The sequence below is a fragment of the Sporosarcina sp. FA15 genome (assembly GCF_051550195.1).
GTDB classification, from domain to species: Bacteria; Bacillota; Bacilli; order Bacillales_A; family Planococcaceae; genus Sporosarcina; species Sporosarcina psychrophila.
The window spans coordinates 3500281-3514844 of sequence record NZ_CP188818.1 but is presented as its reverse complement, the minus strand read 5'-3'; the positions used below and the strand labels follow the sequence as shown (position 1 = coordinate 3514844).

Below are 14564 nucleotides of genomic sequence, written 5' to 3'. Positions count from 1 at the left end.
ATTAGAGGAGGAAACAAACATGAAGGGTATGGGAAATATGCAAGGCATGATGAAACAAATGCAGAAAATGCAAAAACAAATGGCTGTAGCACAGGAAGAGCTTGGTGAAAAACGTCTTGAGGGTGCAGCAGGCGGCGGTATGGTAAAAGTCATCGTATCTGGAGATAAGCAGGTTGTCGAAGTAATCGTTGACCCGTCCGTAGTGGATCCGGAAGATGTTGAAATGTTACAAGACCTTATTGTCATTGCTACGAATGATGCTATGGCTAAAGCGGAAGAATTAACGAACTCGACGATGGGTCAATTCACAAAAGGATTGAATCTGCCAGGAATGTTCTAGGAGGCACATAAATGCATTATCCTGAACCAATATCAAAACTGATGGATAGTTTTATGAAATTGCCAGGTATCGGCCCGAAAACAGCGGGTCGTCTGGCGTTTTTTGTCTTAAGCATGAAGGAAGATACTGTGTTGGATTTTGCAAAAGCTTTGGTTGACGCTAAACGGAATCTGCGTTTTTGCTCAGTTTGCGGTCATATTACAGATATCGACCCCTGCCACATTTGTCAGGATACACAACGCGATGGTTCGATAATTTGTGTTGTTCAAGACCCGAAAGACGTTATTGCCTTGGAGAAGATGAGGGATTTCAAGGGGCTTTATCATGTCCTTCACGGTGCTATCTCGCCGATGGATGGAGTTGGCCCTGAGGATATTAATGTCCCGTCGCTACTTGTTCGATTGCAGAATGAAGAGGTTGAGGAATTGATCCTAGCCACGAACCCTACAATAGAAGGAGAAGCGACTGCGATGTACATCTCGAGGCTTGTGAGACCTTCAGGAATCAAAACAACTAGAATTGCGCATGGACTACCTGTCGGCGGTGATCTCGAATACGCGGATGAAGTTACATTATCGAAGGCGCTGGAAGGTCGCCGGGAGTTATAGGGGGTCCGCTTCGGTGTTTAGACGAAAAAGTAAGCTGAAAAAAGAGTTTGATGAACGCCTTCATTCATTAATGGTAGCAACGAAAGAAGAGTGGGAACAGGCAAGAGGGATTGAGCGCTATCTCAATGATTATGATCAAGAAGTAATTGTTAGACGTAAAATAGCCGAGTGTAAACACTTTTACTTATATAAAGAAGCAAAAGCTCGACAGTTAGGCAAGGATTGATATATTTTCACGGGATCGCATAGAATGGATCATTCATTGAAAAAGGAGTGTTTCCCGTGAAAGTTATCGGTATTGTTGTCGTTATATTGGTTCTCCTTCTATTAGTAGTGGTGGATAAGAAACATATCCACCGAGCTTTGGAACATTTATCGGTCTATTGGTTTCGGTTGGCATTCGCGTTCCTTGTTCTTTTTGCAATGAATGTTGCAGGGGGTTTTGTGGGTATCTATGTGCCTGTAAACATCACGTCTGGACTATTACTCGCGATTTTAGGGATACCAGGAATCGCCACGCTATGCGCTTTTGCAATATTTTTATGAAAGTTTGTTATAAAGTGTTGACTTATGTTCAGAGACGTAGTAATCTTATGTATGTCGCCAGTGAGGGACGCGAAACACACAAGGGAATGCAAGTTGATTCCATTACAAATGAACCTTGAAAACTGAACAGCAAAACATCAATGAAATACAGCGAGAGTGCTAACGCACTTGAGCAAAACGTTTCTAACTAAGTCAGCTTCGGTTGGTTGAAAAGAAACACACACAAGAATCTTCGGATTCGAGTCAGCAAGAAATGAGCTATTCATTTTCTTCTATTATGGAGAGTTTGATCCTGGCTCAGGACGAACGCTGGCGGCATGCCTAATACATGCAAGTCGAGCGGAATGACGAGAGCTTGCTCTCTGATTTTAGCGGCGGACGGGTGAGTAACACGTGGGCAACCTGCCCTACAGATGGGGATAACTCCGGGAAACCGGGGCTAATACCGAATAATCAGTTTGTCCGCATGGACAAACTCTGAAAGACGGTTTCGGCTGTCACTGTAGGATGGGCCCGCGGCGCATTAGCTAGTTGGTGGGGTAATGGCCTACCAAGGCAACGATGCGTAGCCGACCTGAGAGGGTGATCGGCCACACTGGGACTGAGACACGGCCCAGACTCCTACGGGAGGCAGCAGTAGGGAATCTTCCACAATGGACGAAAGTCTGATGGAGCAATGCCGCGTGAGCGAAGAAGGTTTTCGGATCGTAAAGCTCTGTTGTAAGGGAAGAACACGTACGGGAGTAACTGCCCGTGCCATGACGGTACCTTATTAGAAAGCCACGGCTAACTACGTGCCAGCAGCCGCGGTAATACGTAGGTGGCAAGCGTTGTCCGGAATTATTGGGCGTAAAGCGCGCGCAGGCGGTTCTTTAAGTCTGATGTGAAAGCCCACGGCTCAACCGTGGAGGGTCATTGGAAACTGGAGAACTTGAGTACAGAAGAGGAAAGCGGAATTCCACGTGTAGCGGTGAAATGCGTAGAGATGTGGAGGAACACCAGTGGCGAAGGCGGCTTTCTGGTCTGTAACTGACGCTGAGGCGCGAAAGCGTGGGGAGCAAACAGGATTAGATACCCTGGTAGTCCACGCCGTAAACGATGAGTGCTAAGTGTTAGGGGGTTTCCGCCCCTTAGTGCTGCAGCTAACGCATTAAGCACTCCGCCTGGGGAGTACGGCCGCAAGGCTGAAACTCAAAGGAATTGACGGGGACCCGCACAAGCGGTGGAGCATGTGGTTTAATTCGAAGCAACGCGAAGAACCTTACCAGGTCTTGACATCCCACTGACCGGTGTAGAGATACGCCTTTCCCTTCGGGGACAGTGGTGACAGGTGGTGCATGGTTGTCGTCAGCTCGTGTCGTGAGATGTTGGGTTAAGTCCCGCAACGAGCGCAACCCTTGATCTTAGTTGCCAGCATTCAGTTGGGCACTCTAAGGTGACTGCCGGTGATAAACCGGAGGAAGGTGGGGATGACGTCAAATCATCATGCCCCTTATGACCTGGGCTACACACGTGCTACAATGGATGATACAGAGGGTTGCCAACCCGCGAGGGGGAGCCAATCCCATAAAATCATTCCCAGTTCGGATTGGAGGCTGCAACTCGCCTCCATGAAGCCGGAATCGCTAGTAATCGTGGATCAGCATGCCACGGTGAATACGTTCCCGGGTCTTGTACACACCGCCCGTCACACCACGAGAGTTTGTAACACCCGAAGTCGGTGGGGTAACCCTTACGGGAGCCAGCCGCCGAAGGTGGGACAGATGATTGGGGTGAAGTCGTAACAAGGTAGCCGTATCGGAAGGTGCGGCTGGATCACCTCCTTTCTAAGGATTATTACGGAATGTAAACCACGGGTTTACACATTGATGTTTTGCGTTCAGTTTTGAAGGTTCATTAAGCTTTTTAAGCGTTTTTTCGCTTGAAGAAGCCTCTATATATGAACATTCAAAACTTGTTCTTTGAAAACTGAATGAAACGACATTGATAGCAACAAATCAAGTAATCAACGTAGAGAAATTTGTTTCTCTAGATTAGCGCATGCAAATGAGCTAATCATGCAATGCCTTTTACGAATTCCGATTTACATCGCTGTAAAGGAGAATTCACCAAAGAGGAATTCAAGAAGCGTAAGCTTGTTGAAAACCAAAGGGTTAAGTTAGAAAGGGCGCATGGCGGATGCCTTGGCACTAGGAGCCTAAGAAGGACGGCACTAACACCGATATGCTCCGGGGAGCTGTAAGTAAGCTTTGATCCGGAGATTTCCGAATGGGGAAACCCACTGTCCATAATGGGACAGTACGTTTACGTGAATACATAGCGTAAACGAGGCACACCCGGAGAACTGAAACATCTAAGTATCCGGAGGAATAGAAAGAAAAATCGATTCCCTGAGTAGCGGCGAGCGAAACGGGAAGAGCCCAAACCAAGAAGCTTGCTTCTTGGGGTTGTAGGACACTCTATACGGAGTTACAAAGGAATGGATTAGACGAAGCGACCTGGAAAGGTCCGCCGTAGCGGGTAAAAGCCCCGTAGTTGAAAGTCCATTCTCTCCAGAGTGTATCCTGAGTACGGCGGAACACGTGAAATTCCGTCGGAATCCGGGAGGACCATCTCCCAAGGCTAAATACTCCCTAGTGACCGATAGTGAACCAGTACCGTGAGGGAAAGGTGAAAAGCACCCCGGAAGGGGAGTGAAATAGATCCTGAAACCATGTGCCTACAAGTTGTCAGAGCCCGTTAATGGGTGATGGCGTGCCTTTTGTAGAATGAACCGGCGAGTTACGATTCCATGCAAGGTTAAGCAGTGAATGCGGAGCCGCAGCGAAAGCGAGTCTGAATAGGGCGATAGAGTATGGGGTCGTAGACCCGAAACCAGGTGATCTACCCATGTCCAGGGTGAAGGTAAGGTAACACTTACTGGAGGCCCGAACCCACGTACGTTGAAAAGTGCGGGGATGAGGTGTGGGTAGCGGTGAAATTCCAATCGAACCTGGAGATAGCTGGTTCTCTCCGAAATAGCTTTAGGGCTAGCCTCAAACTTAAGAATCTCGGAGGTAGAGCACTGTTTGGACTAGGGGCCCATCCCGGGTTACCGAATTCAGACAAACTCCGAATGCCGATGATTTATGTTTGGGAGTCAGACTGCGGGTGATAAGATCCGTAGTCGAGAGGGAAACAGCCCAGACCACCAGTTAAGGTCCCCAAGTATTCGTTAAGTGGAAAAGGATGTGGCGTTGCCCAGACAACCAGGATGTTGGCTTAGAAGCAGCCATCATTTAAAGAGTGCGTAATAGCTCACTGGTCGAGTGGCGCTGCGCCGAAAATGTACCGGGGCTAAACGAATCACCGAAACTGTGGATTGACATCTTAGATGTCAGTGGTAGGAGAGCGTTCCAAGGGCGTCGAAGCTAGACCGTAAGGACTGGTGGAGCGCTTGGAAGTGAGAATGCCGGTATGAGTAGCGAAAGAAGGGTGAGAATCCCTTCCACCGAATGCCCAAGGTTTCCTGAGGAAGGCTCGTCCGCTCAGGGTTAGTCAGGACCTAAGTTGAGGCCGAAAGGCGTAGACGATGGACAACAGGTTGATATTCCTGTACCACCTCCCCGCCGTTTGAGCAATGGGGTGACGCAGTAGGATAGGGTGAGCGCGCTGTTGGTTATGCGCGTCTAAGCAGTGAGGTGTGGAATGAGGCAAATCCCGTTCCTATAACATTGAGCTGTTACAGCAAGGGGATTTATCCCTGAGTCCCTGATTTCACGCTGCCAAGAAAAGCCTCTAGCGAGGCGGGAGGTGCCTGTACCGCAAACCGACACAGGTAGGCGAGGAGAGAATCCTAAGGTGATCGAGAGAACTCTCGTTAAGGAACTCGGCAAAATGACCCCGTAACTTCGGGAGAAGGGGTGCTCTGGTAGGGTGTTAAAGCCCGAGAGAGCCGCAGTGAATAGGCCCAGGCGACTGTTTAGCAAAAACACAGGTCTCTGCAAAACCGCAAGGTGAAGTATAGGGGCTGACGCCTGCCCGGTGCTGGAAGGTTAAGAGGAGAGGTCAGCGCAAGCGAAGCTTCGAATTGAAGCCCCAGTAAACGGCGGCCGTAACTATAACGGTCCTAAGGTAGCGAAATTCCTTGTCGGGTAAGTTCCGACCCGCACGAAAGGCGTAACGATCTGGGCACTGTCTCAACGAGAGACTCGGTGAAATTATAATACCTGTGAAGATGCAGGTTACCCGCGACAGGACGGAAAGACCCCGTGGAGCTTTACTGTAACCTGATATTGAATTCCGGTGCAGCCTGTACAGGATAGGTAGGAGCCTTGGATTCCGGAGCGCTAGCTTCGGATGAGGCGTTGGTGGGATACTACCCTGGCTGTATTGGACTTCTAACCCATGCCCCTTATCGGGGCAGGAGACAGTGTCAGGCGGGCAGTTTGACTGGGGCGGTCGCCTCCTAAAGAGTAACGGAGGCGCCCAAAGGTTCCCTCAGAATGGTTGGACATCATTCGTAGAGTGCAAAGGCATAAGGGAGCTTGACTGCGAGACCTACAAGTCGAGCAGGGTCGAAAGACGGGCTTAGTGATCCGGTGGTTCCGCATGGAAGGGCCATCGCTCAACGGATAAAAGCTACCCCGGGGATAACAGGCTTATCTCCCCCAAGAGTCCACATCGACGGGGAGGTTTGGCACCTCGATGTCGGCTCATCGCATCCTGGGGCTGTAGTCGGTCCCAAGGGTTGGGCTGTTCGCCCATTAAAGCGGTACGCGAGCTGGGTTCAGAACGTCGTGAGACAGTTCGGTCCCTATCCGTCGCGGGCGCAGGAAATTTGAGAGGAGCTGTCCTTAGTACGAGAGGACCGGGATGGACATACCTCTGGTGTACCAGTTGTCTTGCCAAAGGCATCGCTGGGTAGCTATGTATGGACGGGATAAATGCTGAAAGCATCTAAGCATGAAGCCCCCCTCGAGATGAGATTTCCCATTACGCAAGTAAGTAAGATCCCTCAAAGAAGATGAGGTTGATAGGTCTGGGGTGGAAGCACGGCGACGTGTGGAGCTGACGGATACTAATCGATCGAGGACTTAACCAATTTTGAAAAGGGCTTGATTACCCTGATTTTGTGTAGCACAATGTCTGTTTTATTCAGTTTTGAGCGAACAAGCTCTCAAAGAGTCTGGTGACGATTGCGAAGAGGTCACACCCGTTCCCATCCCGAACACGGAAGTTAAGCTCTTCAGCGCCGATGGTAGTTGGGGGTTTCCCCCTGCGAGAGTAGGACGTCGCCGGGCACCATGGATAACACAAAACGAGATGATTCTTTAGAATCATCTCGTTTTGTGTTATCTGCATGTTTTTTTCCGGAAATTAAAGCAAAAGTACATAGAAAACATGGATTTGAAGAAATGTAGTCATTGCCAGCAAGTAGGTAATGACTTTTTGTTCGTCTAGAGTCGCCTTCTGTCCTGTAAGTAAAGGTAATAAGAACGCCTTGTCGGGGCTGAACAGGCGCTACATGACTGGTTGAACTCATATCTGTTGATTAACCAAAATAACCAGTGAATAAAGTAATCAAACACTAGGTGCTTCTTGTATGGTTGTCGTTCATCCGTCGATTTCCAAGGCTATAATAGGTACTCAAAGTGCTGAGGCTTTGGGGGATGAGGGAATAGATGGCTTCTCCGGAAACATACTAGTCCAAATGAAGACTTTGGAGCCTCCTTTACCAGTATGTTGTGTAAGAAAATGGTTATTCAACAGACGTGGGTTGTACTGGTTATATGATCGGTCTGAGATACTATATAATAGAAGGAAAGGAAGTGTAATTTACAATGAAAGATCCTAATCGGCCGCTTATTGAAGCGTTAACTAAGTTCAAAGAAGCAAACCCGATTTCATTCCACGTGCCTGGACATAAGGGGGGAATACTTTCTGGACTACCGACCGAGTTACGGATGGCTCTTCAATATGATTTTACTGAGTTAGAGGGACTTGACGATCTTCATGAGCCGAGTGGTGTAATTGAAGAGGCGCAACAGAAGCTGTCGTTACTCTATGGTTCGGATCAAAGCTTCTTTCTTGTGAATGGTTCAACGGTAGGGAATTTGGCAATGGTCTATGCGGCGTGCCGTGCGGGTGAAACAGTTATTGTTCAGCGCAATGCACATAAGTCGATTTTCCATGCGATTGAGCTGACTGGTGCAAGGCCGGTGTTTGTGTCACCGGTTTGGGATGTGACTACAAAGACAGCGGGAGGCGTGACCGCTGCGCAAGTCGGCGAGGCGCTCAAGGCCTATCCTGGAGCCAAGGCTGTTATTCTTACCTACCCGACGTACTATGGCCTAACAGGGACCGAGTTAGAAGAGACTATCAACCTTTGTCATACATATGGAGTTCCAGTCTTGGTAGATGAGGCACACGGTGCACATTTTGTTGTAGGTGAACCGTTTCCTCGTTCAGCGTTGGAGATGGGTGCGGATGTAGTTGTTCATTCAGCGCATAAAACATTGCCAGCGATGACGATGGCTTCTTTTTTACACGTACGCTCAGACTTCATCGCTACAGACAAAGTTGCCCGTTATTTAGGGATGCTACAGTCTAGCAGTCCATCTTATTTGTTGATGGCATCGCTTGACGATGCCAGAGCTTATGCAGAGTCTTATAATGAAGAAGATAAAAAGGTCTTCGTGGAATGGCGGGTATCTTTTATCAAACGTTTGAAACTGATACCAAGACTTCGAGCGTTTGAAACGGATGATCCGTTAAAGCTTATTTTACGCATTGAAGGTTATTCTGGTTTTGATCTACAAAAGAAACTGGAAGCGGAAGGAATTTATAGTGAAATTGCAGATCCCTATCAAGTGTTGTTCGTGTTACCGTTATTAAAAGTGGGGTCGATTTATCCTTTCGATGAAGTTTACGAGAAAATTAAAACTGCGGTTACTTGTTTGGATGGAGTGGATAAGATAATAAGTACAATAGAAGCACCACTACTTGGGGAGGGACTTTCTCGTCTTGCTTACACGTCAGAGGAAGTGGCGAATATGGAAGTGGAGTGGATTCCATACGTGGATTCCCTGGGGCGTGTGGCGGCCGCTTCCGTGATTCCCTATCCGCCGGGTATTCCGCTTTTAATTGCCGGAGAAATTGTAAAGGATGAGCATGTTCAAACTTTAGGGAAATTGCTCCAAATGGGGGCGAAATTCCAGGGGGAAATTCGAGTTAACGAAAAACAGATAGTTGTAGTAAAGAATAGAGTGGAGGAATAACATGATACAGAAAGGTGTATTCATTACATTTGAAGGACCTGAAGGGGCTGGAAAGACAACAGTCATCAAAGAGTTATATAAACGTATGGAAGAACAAGGATTGAAGGTCATTCTTACGCGCGAACCGGGTGGAATTCGTATTGCGGAGAAAATCCGTGAAATAATCCTCGATAATGATCATCAGGAAATGGATGCGAAGACGGAAGCACTTCTCTATGCAGCCGCACGAAGGCAGCATCTTGTTGAAAAAGTGATGCCTGCACTTAAGGACGGAATGATTGTCCTATGTGATCGTTTTGTTGATAGTTCGCTAGCTTATCAGGGGCATGCGCGCGGACTTGGAATTGATGAGGTTCTATCGATTAATGAGTTTGCTATCAGTGATACGATGCCGGATCTGACGGTCTTTTTTGATATTAATCCAGAACAAGGACTTGCGCGAATTGCGGCAAATGACAAACGAGAAGAGAATCGATTGGATAATGAAAGTATCCATTTTCATCAAAACGTTTATGAGGGTTATCAGGAGCTCATTCGTCGTTACCCAGAACGGATTCAATCAACGGATGCATCGCTCTCTAAAGAGCAAGTAACGGAAAATGTTTGGAAAATCATATGCTCCCAACTCATTAAATAGTCAGATTCATGATATAATAGTTGGAAAGCGGAAAAGGGGAGATTATCGTGAAATTGATTGTGGCAGTTGTACAGGACCAAGACAGTAACCGGTTGTCTACGGCTTTGACCAAAGGTGACTTCCGAGCGACGAAATTGGCTAGTACGGGAGGATTTTTACGGTCGGGAAATACGACATTTTTGATTGGTACCGATGATGCCCTCATTCCGAAGGCGCTTGAACTTATTCGAGAAAATTGCCGTTCACGAGATCAAATGGTAGCCCCAGTTTCTCCAATGGGTGGAAATGCAGACTCATACATTCCTTACCCGGTTGAAGTCGAGGTTGGCGGTGCTACCGTATTCGTCCTTCCAATTGAACATTTTCATCATTTTTGATGAATAAGAGGTGAACCTAAATGAAAGTCAATAGTGACTACCGTTCGGGCCTCGATAAGATGAGGAACGATCCTTTACATTCATCTCAAGGTGGAGCGCGGTTCGGCCAAATGGTCGTTAAACAAGAGCAGCGCCTCCAAGGAGAGCAGGTTACTAAGCTCCTCGGCGATATTTCATCGGCAGGGGACCGAATTGCCCGTTCTCGCAATTTGCGCGATATGGCTAAATTTAAAATGCTAGTTCGACGTTTTCTTAAAGAAGCCGTTGAATCTGGAATGGGACTTAAACAGTCTCATACATGGAATCGTTTCGGTGAGGGACGCAGGTTGAAAATTGTCGAAACGATAGATGAAAGGCTTATTGAGTTGGCAGAAGACTTGTTGAATGAAGAAAAAACATCTGTCGATCTATTAGCTAAAATTGGTGAGATCAAAGGGCTACTCATCAATCTATACATGTGATTCCGTGTTTTCTGTCGTTTAAGAAACACGGTTTTTTTGAACACGGAGGTGTGTGCTTATGCAAGATCAAATGAATAACCGACTTGTAGTAGAGCAAAAAAAAATAACTGAACGATTAAGTTCTTCTTATAAAAATGGGCGAATTGGACATGCATATATGTTTGACGGTGAACGTGGAACAGGAAAAGAAGCAGTTGCACTTTTTTTCGCCAAACTTCTTCTTTGTGCTAGTCCTGAAAAATTTGTTCCATGTGAAACATGTCATTCTTGTCGACGAGTGACGTCCAGTAATCATCCAAACGTAACGCTTATTCGACCAGATGGTCAGGATATCAGGAAAGAGCAGATGTCCAATCTTGTGTATAGCATGACGAAAAAGGGTTACGAGTCGGGTAGGAAAATATATATTATTACTAGGGCAGATCGGATGAACGTTGCTGCGGCGAATACGTTGCTTAAGTTTCTTGAGGAACCCGAAGGCGATGTAACGGCAATCCTTTTAACGGATTCATATCAATCGATATTGCCAACGATCCAATCACGGTGTCAACGGTTATCTTTTCTACCGCCGTCTAGAGAAATGATGATTAGTGAGCTAGTCGAGAAGGGGATTACACCTTCAATGGCAGCGACCGTTACGATGGTCACTGCCAATCTGGATGAAGCTTTTCGACTGGCTGGAGATGATCAATTTGCACACATGCGAAAAACAGTGTTAAAATTGGTTGAAGCATCGGATAGACATGTCCATGAAGCGTTGTTATTCATTCAATCAGAATGGGCCCCTTTATTTAAAGAGAAGGAAGAGACTGAGAGTGGACTGGATTTACTGCTTTATGCTTACAGAGATGTGGTGGCATCCAAAGCCGGTTTGCAGTCAACAGCAACATTTCCCGATCAGCAAGAACTAGTTAGAGGTCTTTCGATGAAGATGACATATAGCCAGCTGTCTGCTAATATGGAGGCAATATTGCAGTCGAAAAAGCAATTGCATGGCAATATGAATCGCACACTTTTAATGGAACAATTGGTGCTCAGCATGCAGGAGGGGTTACTTGTTGTATAAAGTTGTAGGTGTCCGCTTTAAGAAAGCGGGTAAAATATATTATTTCGATCCACTGGAGTACACGCTCGACGAAGGTGACTACGTCATCGTTGAAACAGCACGTGGAATCGAATACGGTAAAGTTACAGGTAAGGTAAGAGAAGTTGGTGAGAATGATGTTGTCTTGCCACTCAAAAAGATCATTCGTCCAGCGCAAACGGAAGACCTCGAAAAAGTAGAGGAGAACCGTCTTGAGGCTGAACGGGCTTTTAGTACAGGTGTAGAAAAGATTATAGAACATTCGTTAGAGATGAAGTTGGTTGATGTCGAGTATACATTCGATCGAAACAAGATTGTCTTTTACTTTACGGCTGAAGGTCGCGTTGATTTCCGGAATCTTGTTAAAGATCTTGCTTCGATTTTCCGGACACGTATTGAACTGCGACAGATTGGTGTACGTGATGAGGCGAAAATGCTTGGTGGCATTGGACCATGTGGCCGGATGCTTTGCTGTTCAACATTCCTAGGTGATTTCGAACCGGTTTCGATAAAAATGGCAAAAGATCAGAACTTATCACTTAATCCTTCTAAAATATCAGGTCTGTGCGGACGTCTTATGTGCTGCTTGAAATATGAGAATGATGATTATGAAGAAGCAAAAGCGCTTATGCCTGATGTAGGAACACGTGTCCAAACACCTGAGGGACCTGGAAAAGTAGTTGGACTGAATCTGCTTGAACGCCTTCTTCAAGTAAGTATGACGGATCAGGATTTGGTATTGGAGTATACGTTGGAAGAAATAATGGAACAACAAAAAAATATGGCTCAATTGATGAAATAATGAGGTGGGATAGTTGAAAGAAAAGAGTTTTCTGGATAGGGTTATGGAATTCGAGCAAGAACTCGAATCTATGCAAAAGCAATTCCGCGAATTGATTGGATTCGTCGCGCAGATGACGGAAGAGAACCATTCGCTTCAACTCGAAAACCATCATTTGCGCAAGCGGCTTGAAGAAATGGACAAACAAATTGATGAAGAAGTACAGACAATCAACACAAGGCAACATCGGAAAAAAACGAATAAAATAGACGTTGGAGAAGGCGTTGATAATTTAGCGCGCCTATATAATGAAGGATTTCACGTCTGCAATGTCCATTACGGTGGTATTCGTAAAGGGGAAGATTGTCTGTTCTGCCTCTCTTTCTTAAATAAACAAAACGTGTAAAATGAGCCGATCCTATTGCAACGTAGGCATCGGCTTTTCTTTTATTGTGGGCCCACAGGGGGTGGGTCATGCATCGGAGAGGGATTGAACTACACCCCTCTTTGTTGCCGCAGGACGCGGCATACTTAGGATGTGTTCCTTAATTCGGCGCTTCACGCATTTTTATTATGGAGGAAAATATTATGGATGAAATTTTACAAGATGATGAACGACTCGATTATTTATTAGCGGAAGATTTGCGGATTATTCAAAGTCCGTCTGTATTTTCTTTTTCTTTGGATGCAGTACTACTTGCAAGATTTGCCTATGTCCCGCTACAACAAACTGGAAAAATTGTAGATATATGTGCAGGTAACGGAGCGATTCCGTTGTTTTTAAGCGCCAGAACGAACGCTACTATTACTGCTGTTGAATTACAGGAGCGGCTTGCAAATATGGCGGTAAGAAGTGTCCGGTATAATGGGCTGGAAAGCAGGATTCGCATCCTTAATGATGATGTCATTGGCATTGCGGCAAAAATCGGCTATGAGAAATACGATACAGTAACATGTAACCCTCCCTACTTCCCAGCGCATGAGGCAAGCGAAAAGAACTTATCGGAGCATCTGGCAATTGCCAGGCATGAAATCTTTCTAACGCTTGAACAGGCTATCCAGTCGGCAAGCGAATTGTTAAAGCAGGGGGGAAAGGCGGCGTTTGTCCACCGTCCAGGACGTTTACTCGACATTGTCACTGCAATGCGTGCAAATCGACTTGAGCCTAAACGAATTCAGTTTATTTATCCGAAAGAAGGTAAAGAAGCAAATACATTGCTAATTGAGGCGATTAAAGACGGTAAGCCAGATTTGAAAGTATTACCGCCACTCTATGTGTATGGTGCTGATAATGAATATACGGAAGAAGTGAGGCTCCTCCTTTATGGACAAAATGGGTGATCACTTATTTTATGTATTAGAATGCAAGGATGGGTCCTATTATGCCGGTTATACGAATGATTTGGAAAAGCGTGTTCGTGTACATAATGAAGGGAAGGGCGCTAAATATACACGCGCAAAACGACCTGTACAATGTATTTACCATGAGAACTTCGAAACGAAACGTGAAGCTATGCAGGCAGAGTATCAATTTAAACAACTGAAGAGGAATGCGAAAGAGATTTATATTAGAAAGAGGCGAAACGTAAATGAAGTCACAGAAAAGTGCTGAACCAGGCGGTGGAAAACTGTTTTTAGTCGGAACACCAATCGGTAATCTTGAAGATATGACATACCGAGCGATTCGTATCTTGAAAGAGGTAGATATGATAGCGGCAGAGGATACGCGAAATACAATCAGGTTATGTAACCATTTTGAAATTAAGACACCGCTAACAAGTTACCATGAACATAATATTGAAGTTGGTGGCGAAAAGATTTTGGCCATGCTTGCCGATGGAAAGACGGTTGCACTCGTGAGTGATGCGGGTATGCCATGCATTTCTGATCCGGGGGCAGACATTGTAGCCAAGGCAATTATTGCAGGGTACGACGTAGTTCCTGTTCCAGGTGCGAATGCAGCAATCAGCGCGCTAGTTGCTTCAGGGTTAGTACCGCAACCTTTTATGTTCTTTGGTTTCTTATCACGTCAGAAGAAGGCCAGGAACATTCAATTAGACGATTTAAAACTACGAGAAGAGACGGTTATTTTATATGAGGCACCTCACAGGCTAAAGGAAACTTTACGCGCGTTACAGACGAGCTTCGGTGGGACACGCTCTGTTGTCCTGGCAAGGGAATTGACAAAACGTTTTGAGGAATTTCTTCGTGGTACGCTTGAAGAAGCTGTTTTATGGGCAGAATCAAATGAAATACGTGGCGAGTTCTGTATTGTAATCGAAGGCAGTGACGGAGTTATTGTAGAAGAGCAACAGGAGTGGTGGAACGACTTAGAAATTCGTGATCATGTGACAGAATTGATGGAAAGAAAAGGTCTTCGTTCAAAAGAGGCAATCCGAGAAGTAGCAAATGACCGTGGATTAAGCCGTCGCGATGTTTATAAGGAATTTCATGTCGAAGATGAATGACAG

Annotated in this window: 14 protein-coding genes and 3 rRNA genes; all 17 read left to right on the top strand. The window is 46.1% G+C overall.

Features of this window, described 5'->3' with window-relative positions; translation table 11 throughout:
• Positions 1-19 precede the first annotated feature (19 nt).
• The 17 genes from ACP8HG_RS16630 (at position 20) to rsmI (ending at position 14561) form a co-directional block, all read left to right on the top strand.
• Positions 20-340 (top strand): YbaB/EbfC family nucleoid-associated protein, encoded by a 321-nt coding sequence (locus tag ACP8HG_RS16630; RefSeq protein WP_067213770.1) that lies wholly within the window; start codon positions 20-22, stop codon positions 338-340.
• Between the two features lie 11 nt (positions 341-351).
• Complete coding sequence (gene recR, locus ACP8HG_RS16625) at positions 352-948, top strand: recombination mediator RecR (protein ID WP_067213769.1); 597 nt, start codon at positions 352-354, stop codon at positions 946-948.
• Positions 949-961: 13 nt separating this feature from the next.
• Positions 962-1174, top strand: coding sequence for a YaaL family protein (locus ACP8HG_RS16620; protein WP_338654444.1), 213 nt, complete (start codon positions 962-964; stop codon positions 1172-1174).
• Positions 1175-1230: 56 nt separating this feature from the next.
• Entirely contained in the window at positions 1231-1494 is a 264-nt protein-coding gene (locus tag ACP8HG_RS16615; protein WP_255428539.1) for a pro-sigmaK processing inhibitor BofA family protein, read from the top strand.
• 274 nt (positions 1495-1768) lie between these two features.
• A 16S ribosomal RNA gene (locus ACP8HG_RS16610) occupies positions 1769-3320 on the top strand.
• 325 nt (positions 3321-3645) lie between these two features.
• Positions 3646-6577 (top strand): 23S ribosomal RNA (locus ACP8HG_RS16605).
• 83 nt (positions 6578-6660) lie between these two features.
• A 5S ribosomal RNA gene (rrf, locus tag ACP8HG_RS16600) occupies positions 6661-6776 on the top strand.
• The 16S, 23S and 5S rRNA genes sit together here, the layout of an rRNA operon.
• A gap of 540 nt (positions 6777-7316) precedes the next feature.
• Positions 7317-8753 (top strand): aminotransferase class I/II-fold pyridoxal phosphate-dependent enzyme, encoded by a 1437-nt coding sequence (locus ACP8HG_RS16595; protein WP_438297250.1) that lies wholly within the window; start codon positions 7317-7319, stop codon positions 8751-8753.
• A 1-nt stretch (position 8754) separates the two neighbouring features.
• Positions 8755-9390 carry a dTMP kinase gene (tmk, locus tag ACP8HG_RS16590; RefSeq protein ID WP_067213765.1) on the top strand — a complete coding sequence of 212 codons (636 nt, stop codon included), beginning with the start codon at positions 8755-8757 and terminating at the stop codon, positions 9388-9390.
• 47 nt (positions 9391-9437) lie between these two features.
• Positions 9438-9767, top strand: a complete 330-nt coding sequence (locus ACP8HG_RS16585; protein ID WP_067213764.1) for a cyclic-di-AMP receptor — start codon at positions 9438-9440, stop codon at positions 9765-9767.
• Positions 9768-9787: 20 nt separating this feature from the next.
• Positions 9788-10228: a YaaR family protein gene (locus ACP8HG_RS16580; RefSeq protein WP_067213763.1), complete on the top strand. Its 441-nt coding sequence runs from the start codon at positions 9788-9790 to the stop codon at positions 10226-10228.
• A gap of 58 nt (positions 10229-10286) precedes the next feature.
• Positions 10287-11294 (top strand): DNA polymerase III subunit delta', encoded by a 1008-nt coding sequence (gene holB / locus ACP8HG_RS16575; protein ID WP_342539320.1) that lies wholly within the window; start codon positions 10287-10289, stop codon positions 11292-11294.
• Positions 11287-12114 (top strand): PSP1 domain-containing protein, encoded by an 828-nt coding sequence (locus tag ACP8HG_RS16570; protein WP_187046266.1) that lies wholly within the window; start codon positions 11287-11289, stop codon positions 12112-12114. The genes holB and ACP8HG_RS16570 overlap by 8 nt, the downstream gene beginning before the upstream one ends.
• 13 nt (positions 12115-12127) lie before the next feature.
• Positions 12128-12499, top strand: coding sequence for a DNA replication initiation control protein YabA (gene yabA, locus ACP8HG_RS16565; protein ID WP_067213761.1), 372 nt, complete (start codon positions 12128-12130; stop codon positions 12497-12499).
• Between the two features lie 182 nt (positions 12500-12681).
• Complete coding sequence (locus ACP8HG_RS16560; protein ID WP_438297246.1) at positions 12682-13434, top strand: tRNA1(Val) (adenine(37)-N6)-methyltransferase; 753 nt, start codon at positions 12682-12684, stop codon at positions 13432-13434.
• Positions 13418-13705, top strand: coding sequence for a GIY-YIG nuclease family protein (locus ACP8HG_RS16555; RefSeq protein ID WP_067213759.1), 288 nt, complete (start codon positions 13418-13420; stop codon positions 13703-13705). The genes ACP8HG_RS16560 and ACP8HG_RS16555 overlap by 17 nt, the downstream gene beginning before the upstream one ends.
• Entirely contained in the window at positions 13683-14561 is an 879-nt protein-coding gene (gene rsmI / locus ACP8HG_RS16550) for a 16S rRNA (cytidine(1402)-2'-O)-methyltransferase (RefSeq protein ID WP_438297243.1), read from the top strand. The genes ACP8HG_RS16555 and rsmI overlap by 23 nt, the downstream gene beginning before the upstream one ends.
• Positions 14562-14564: the final 3 nt, after the last annotated feature.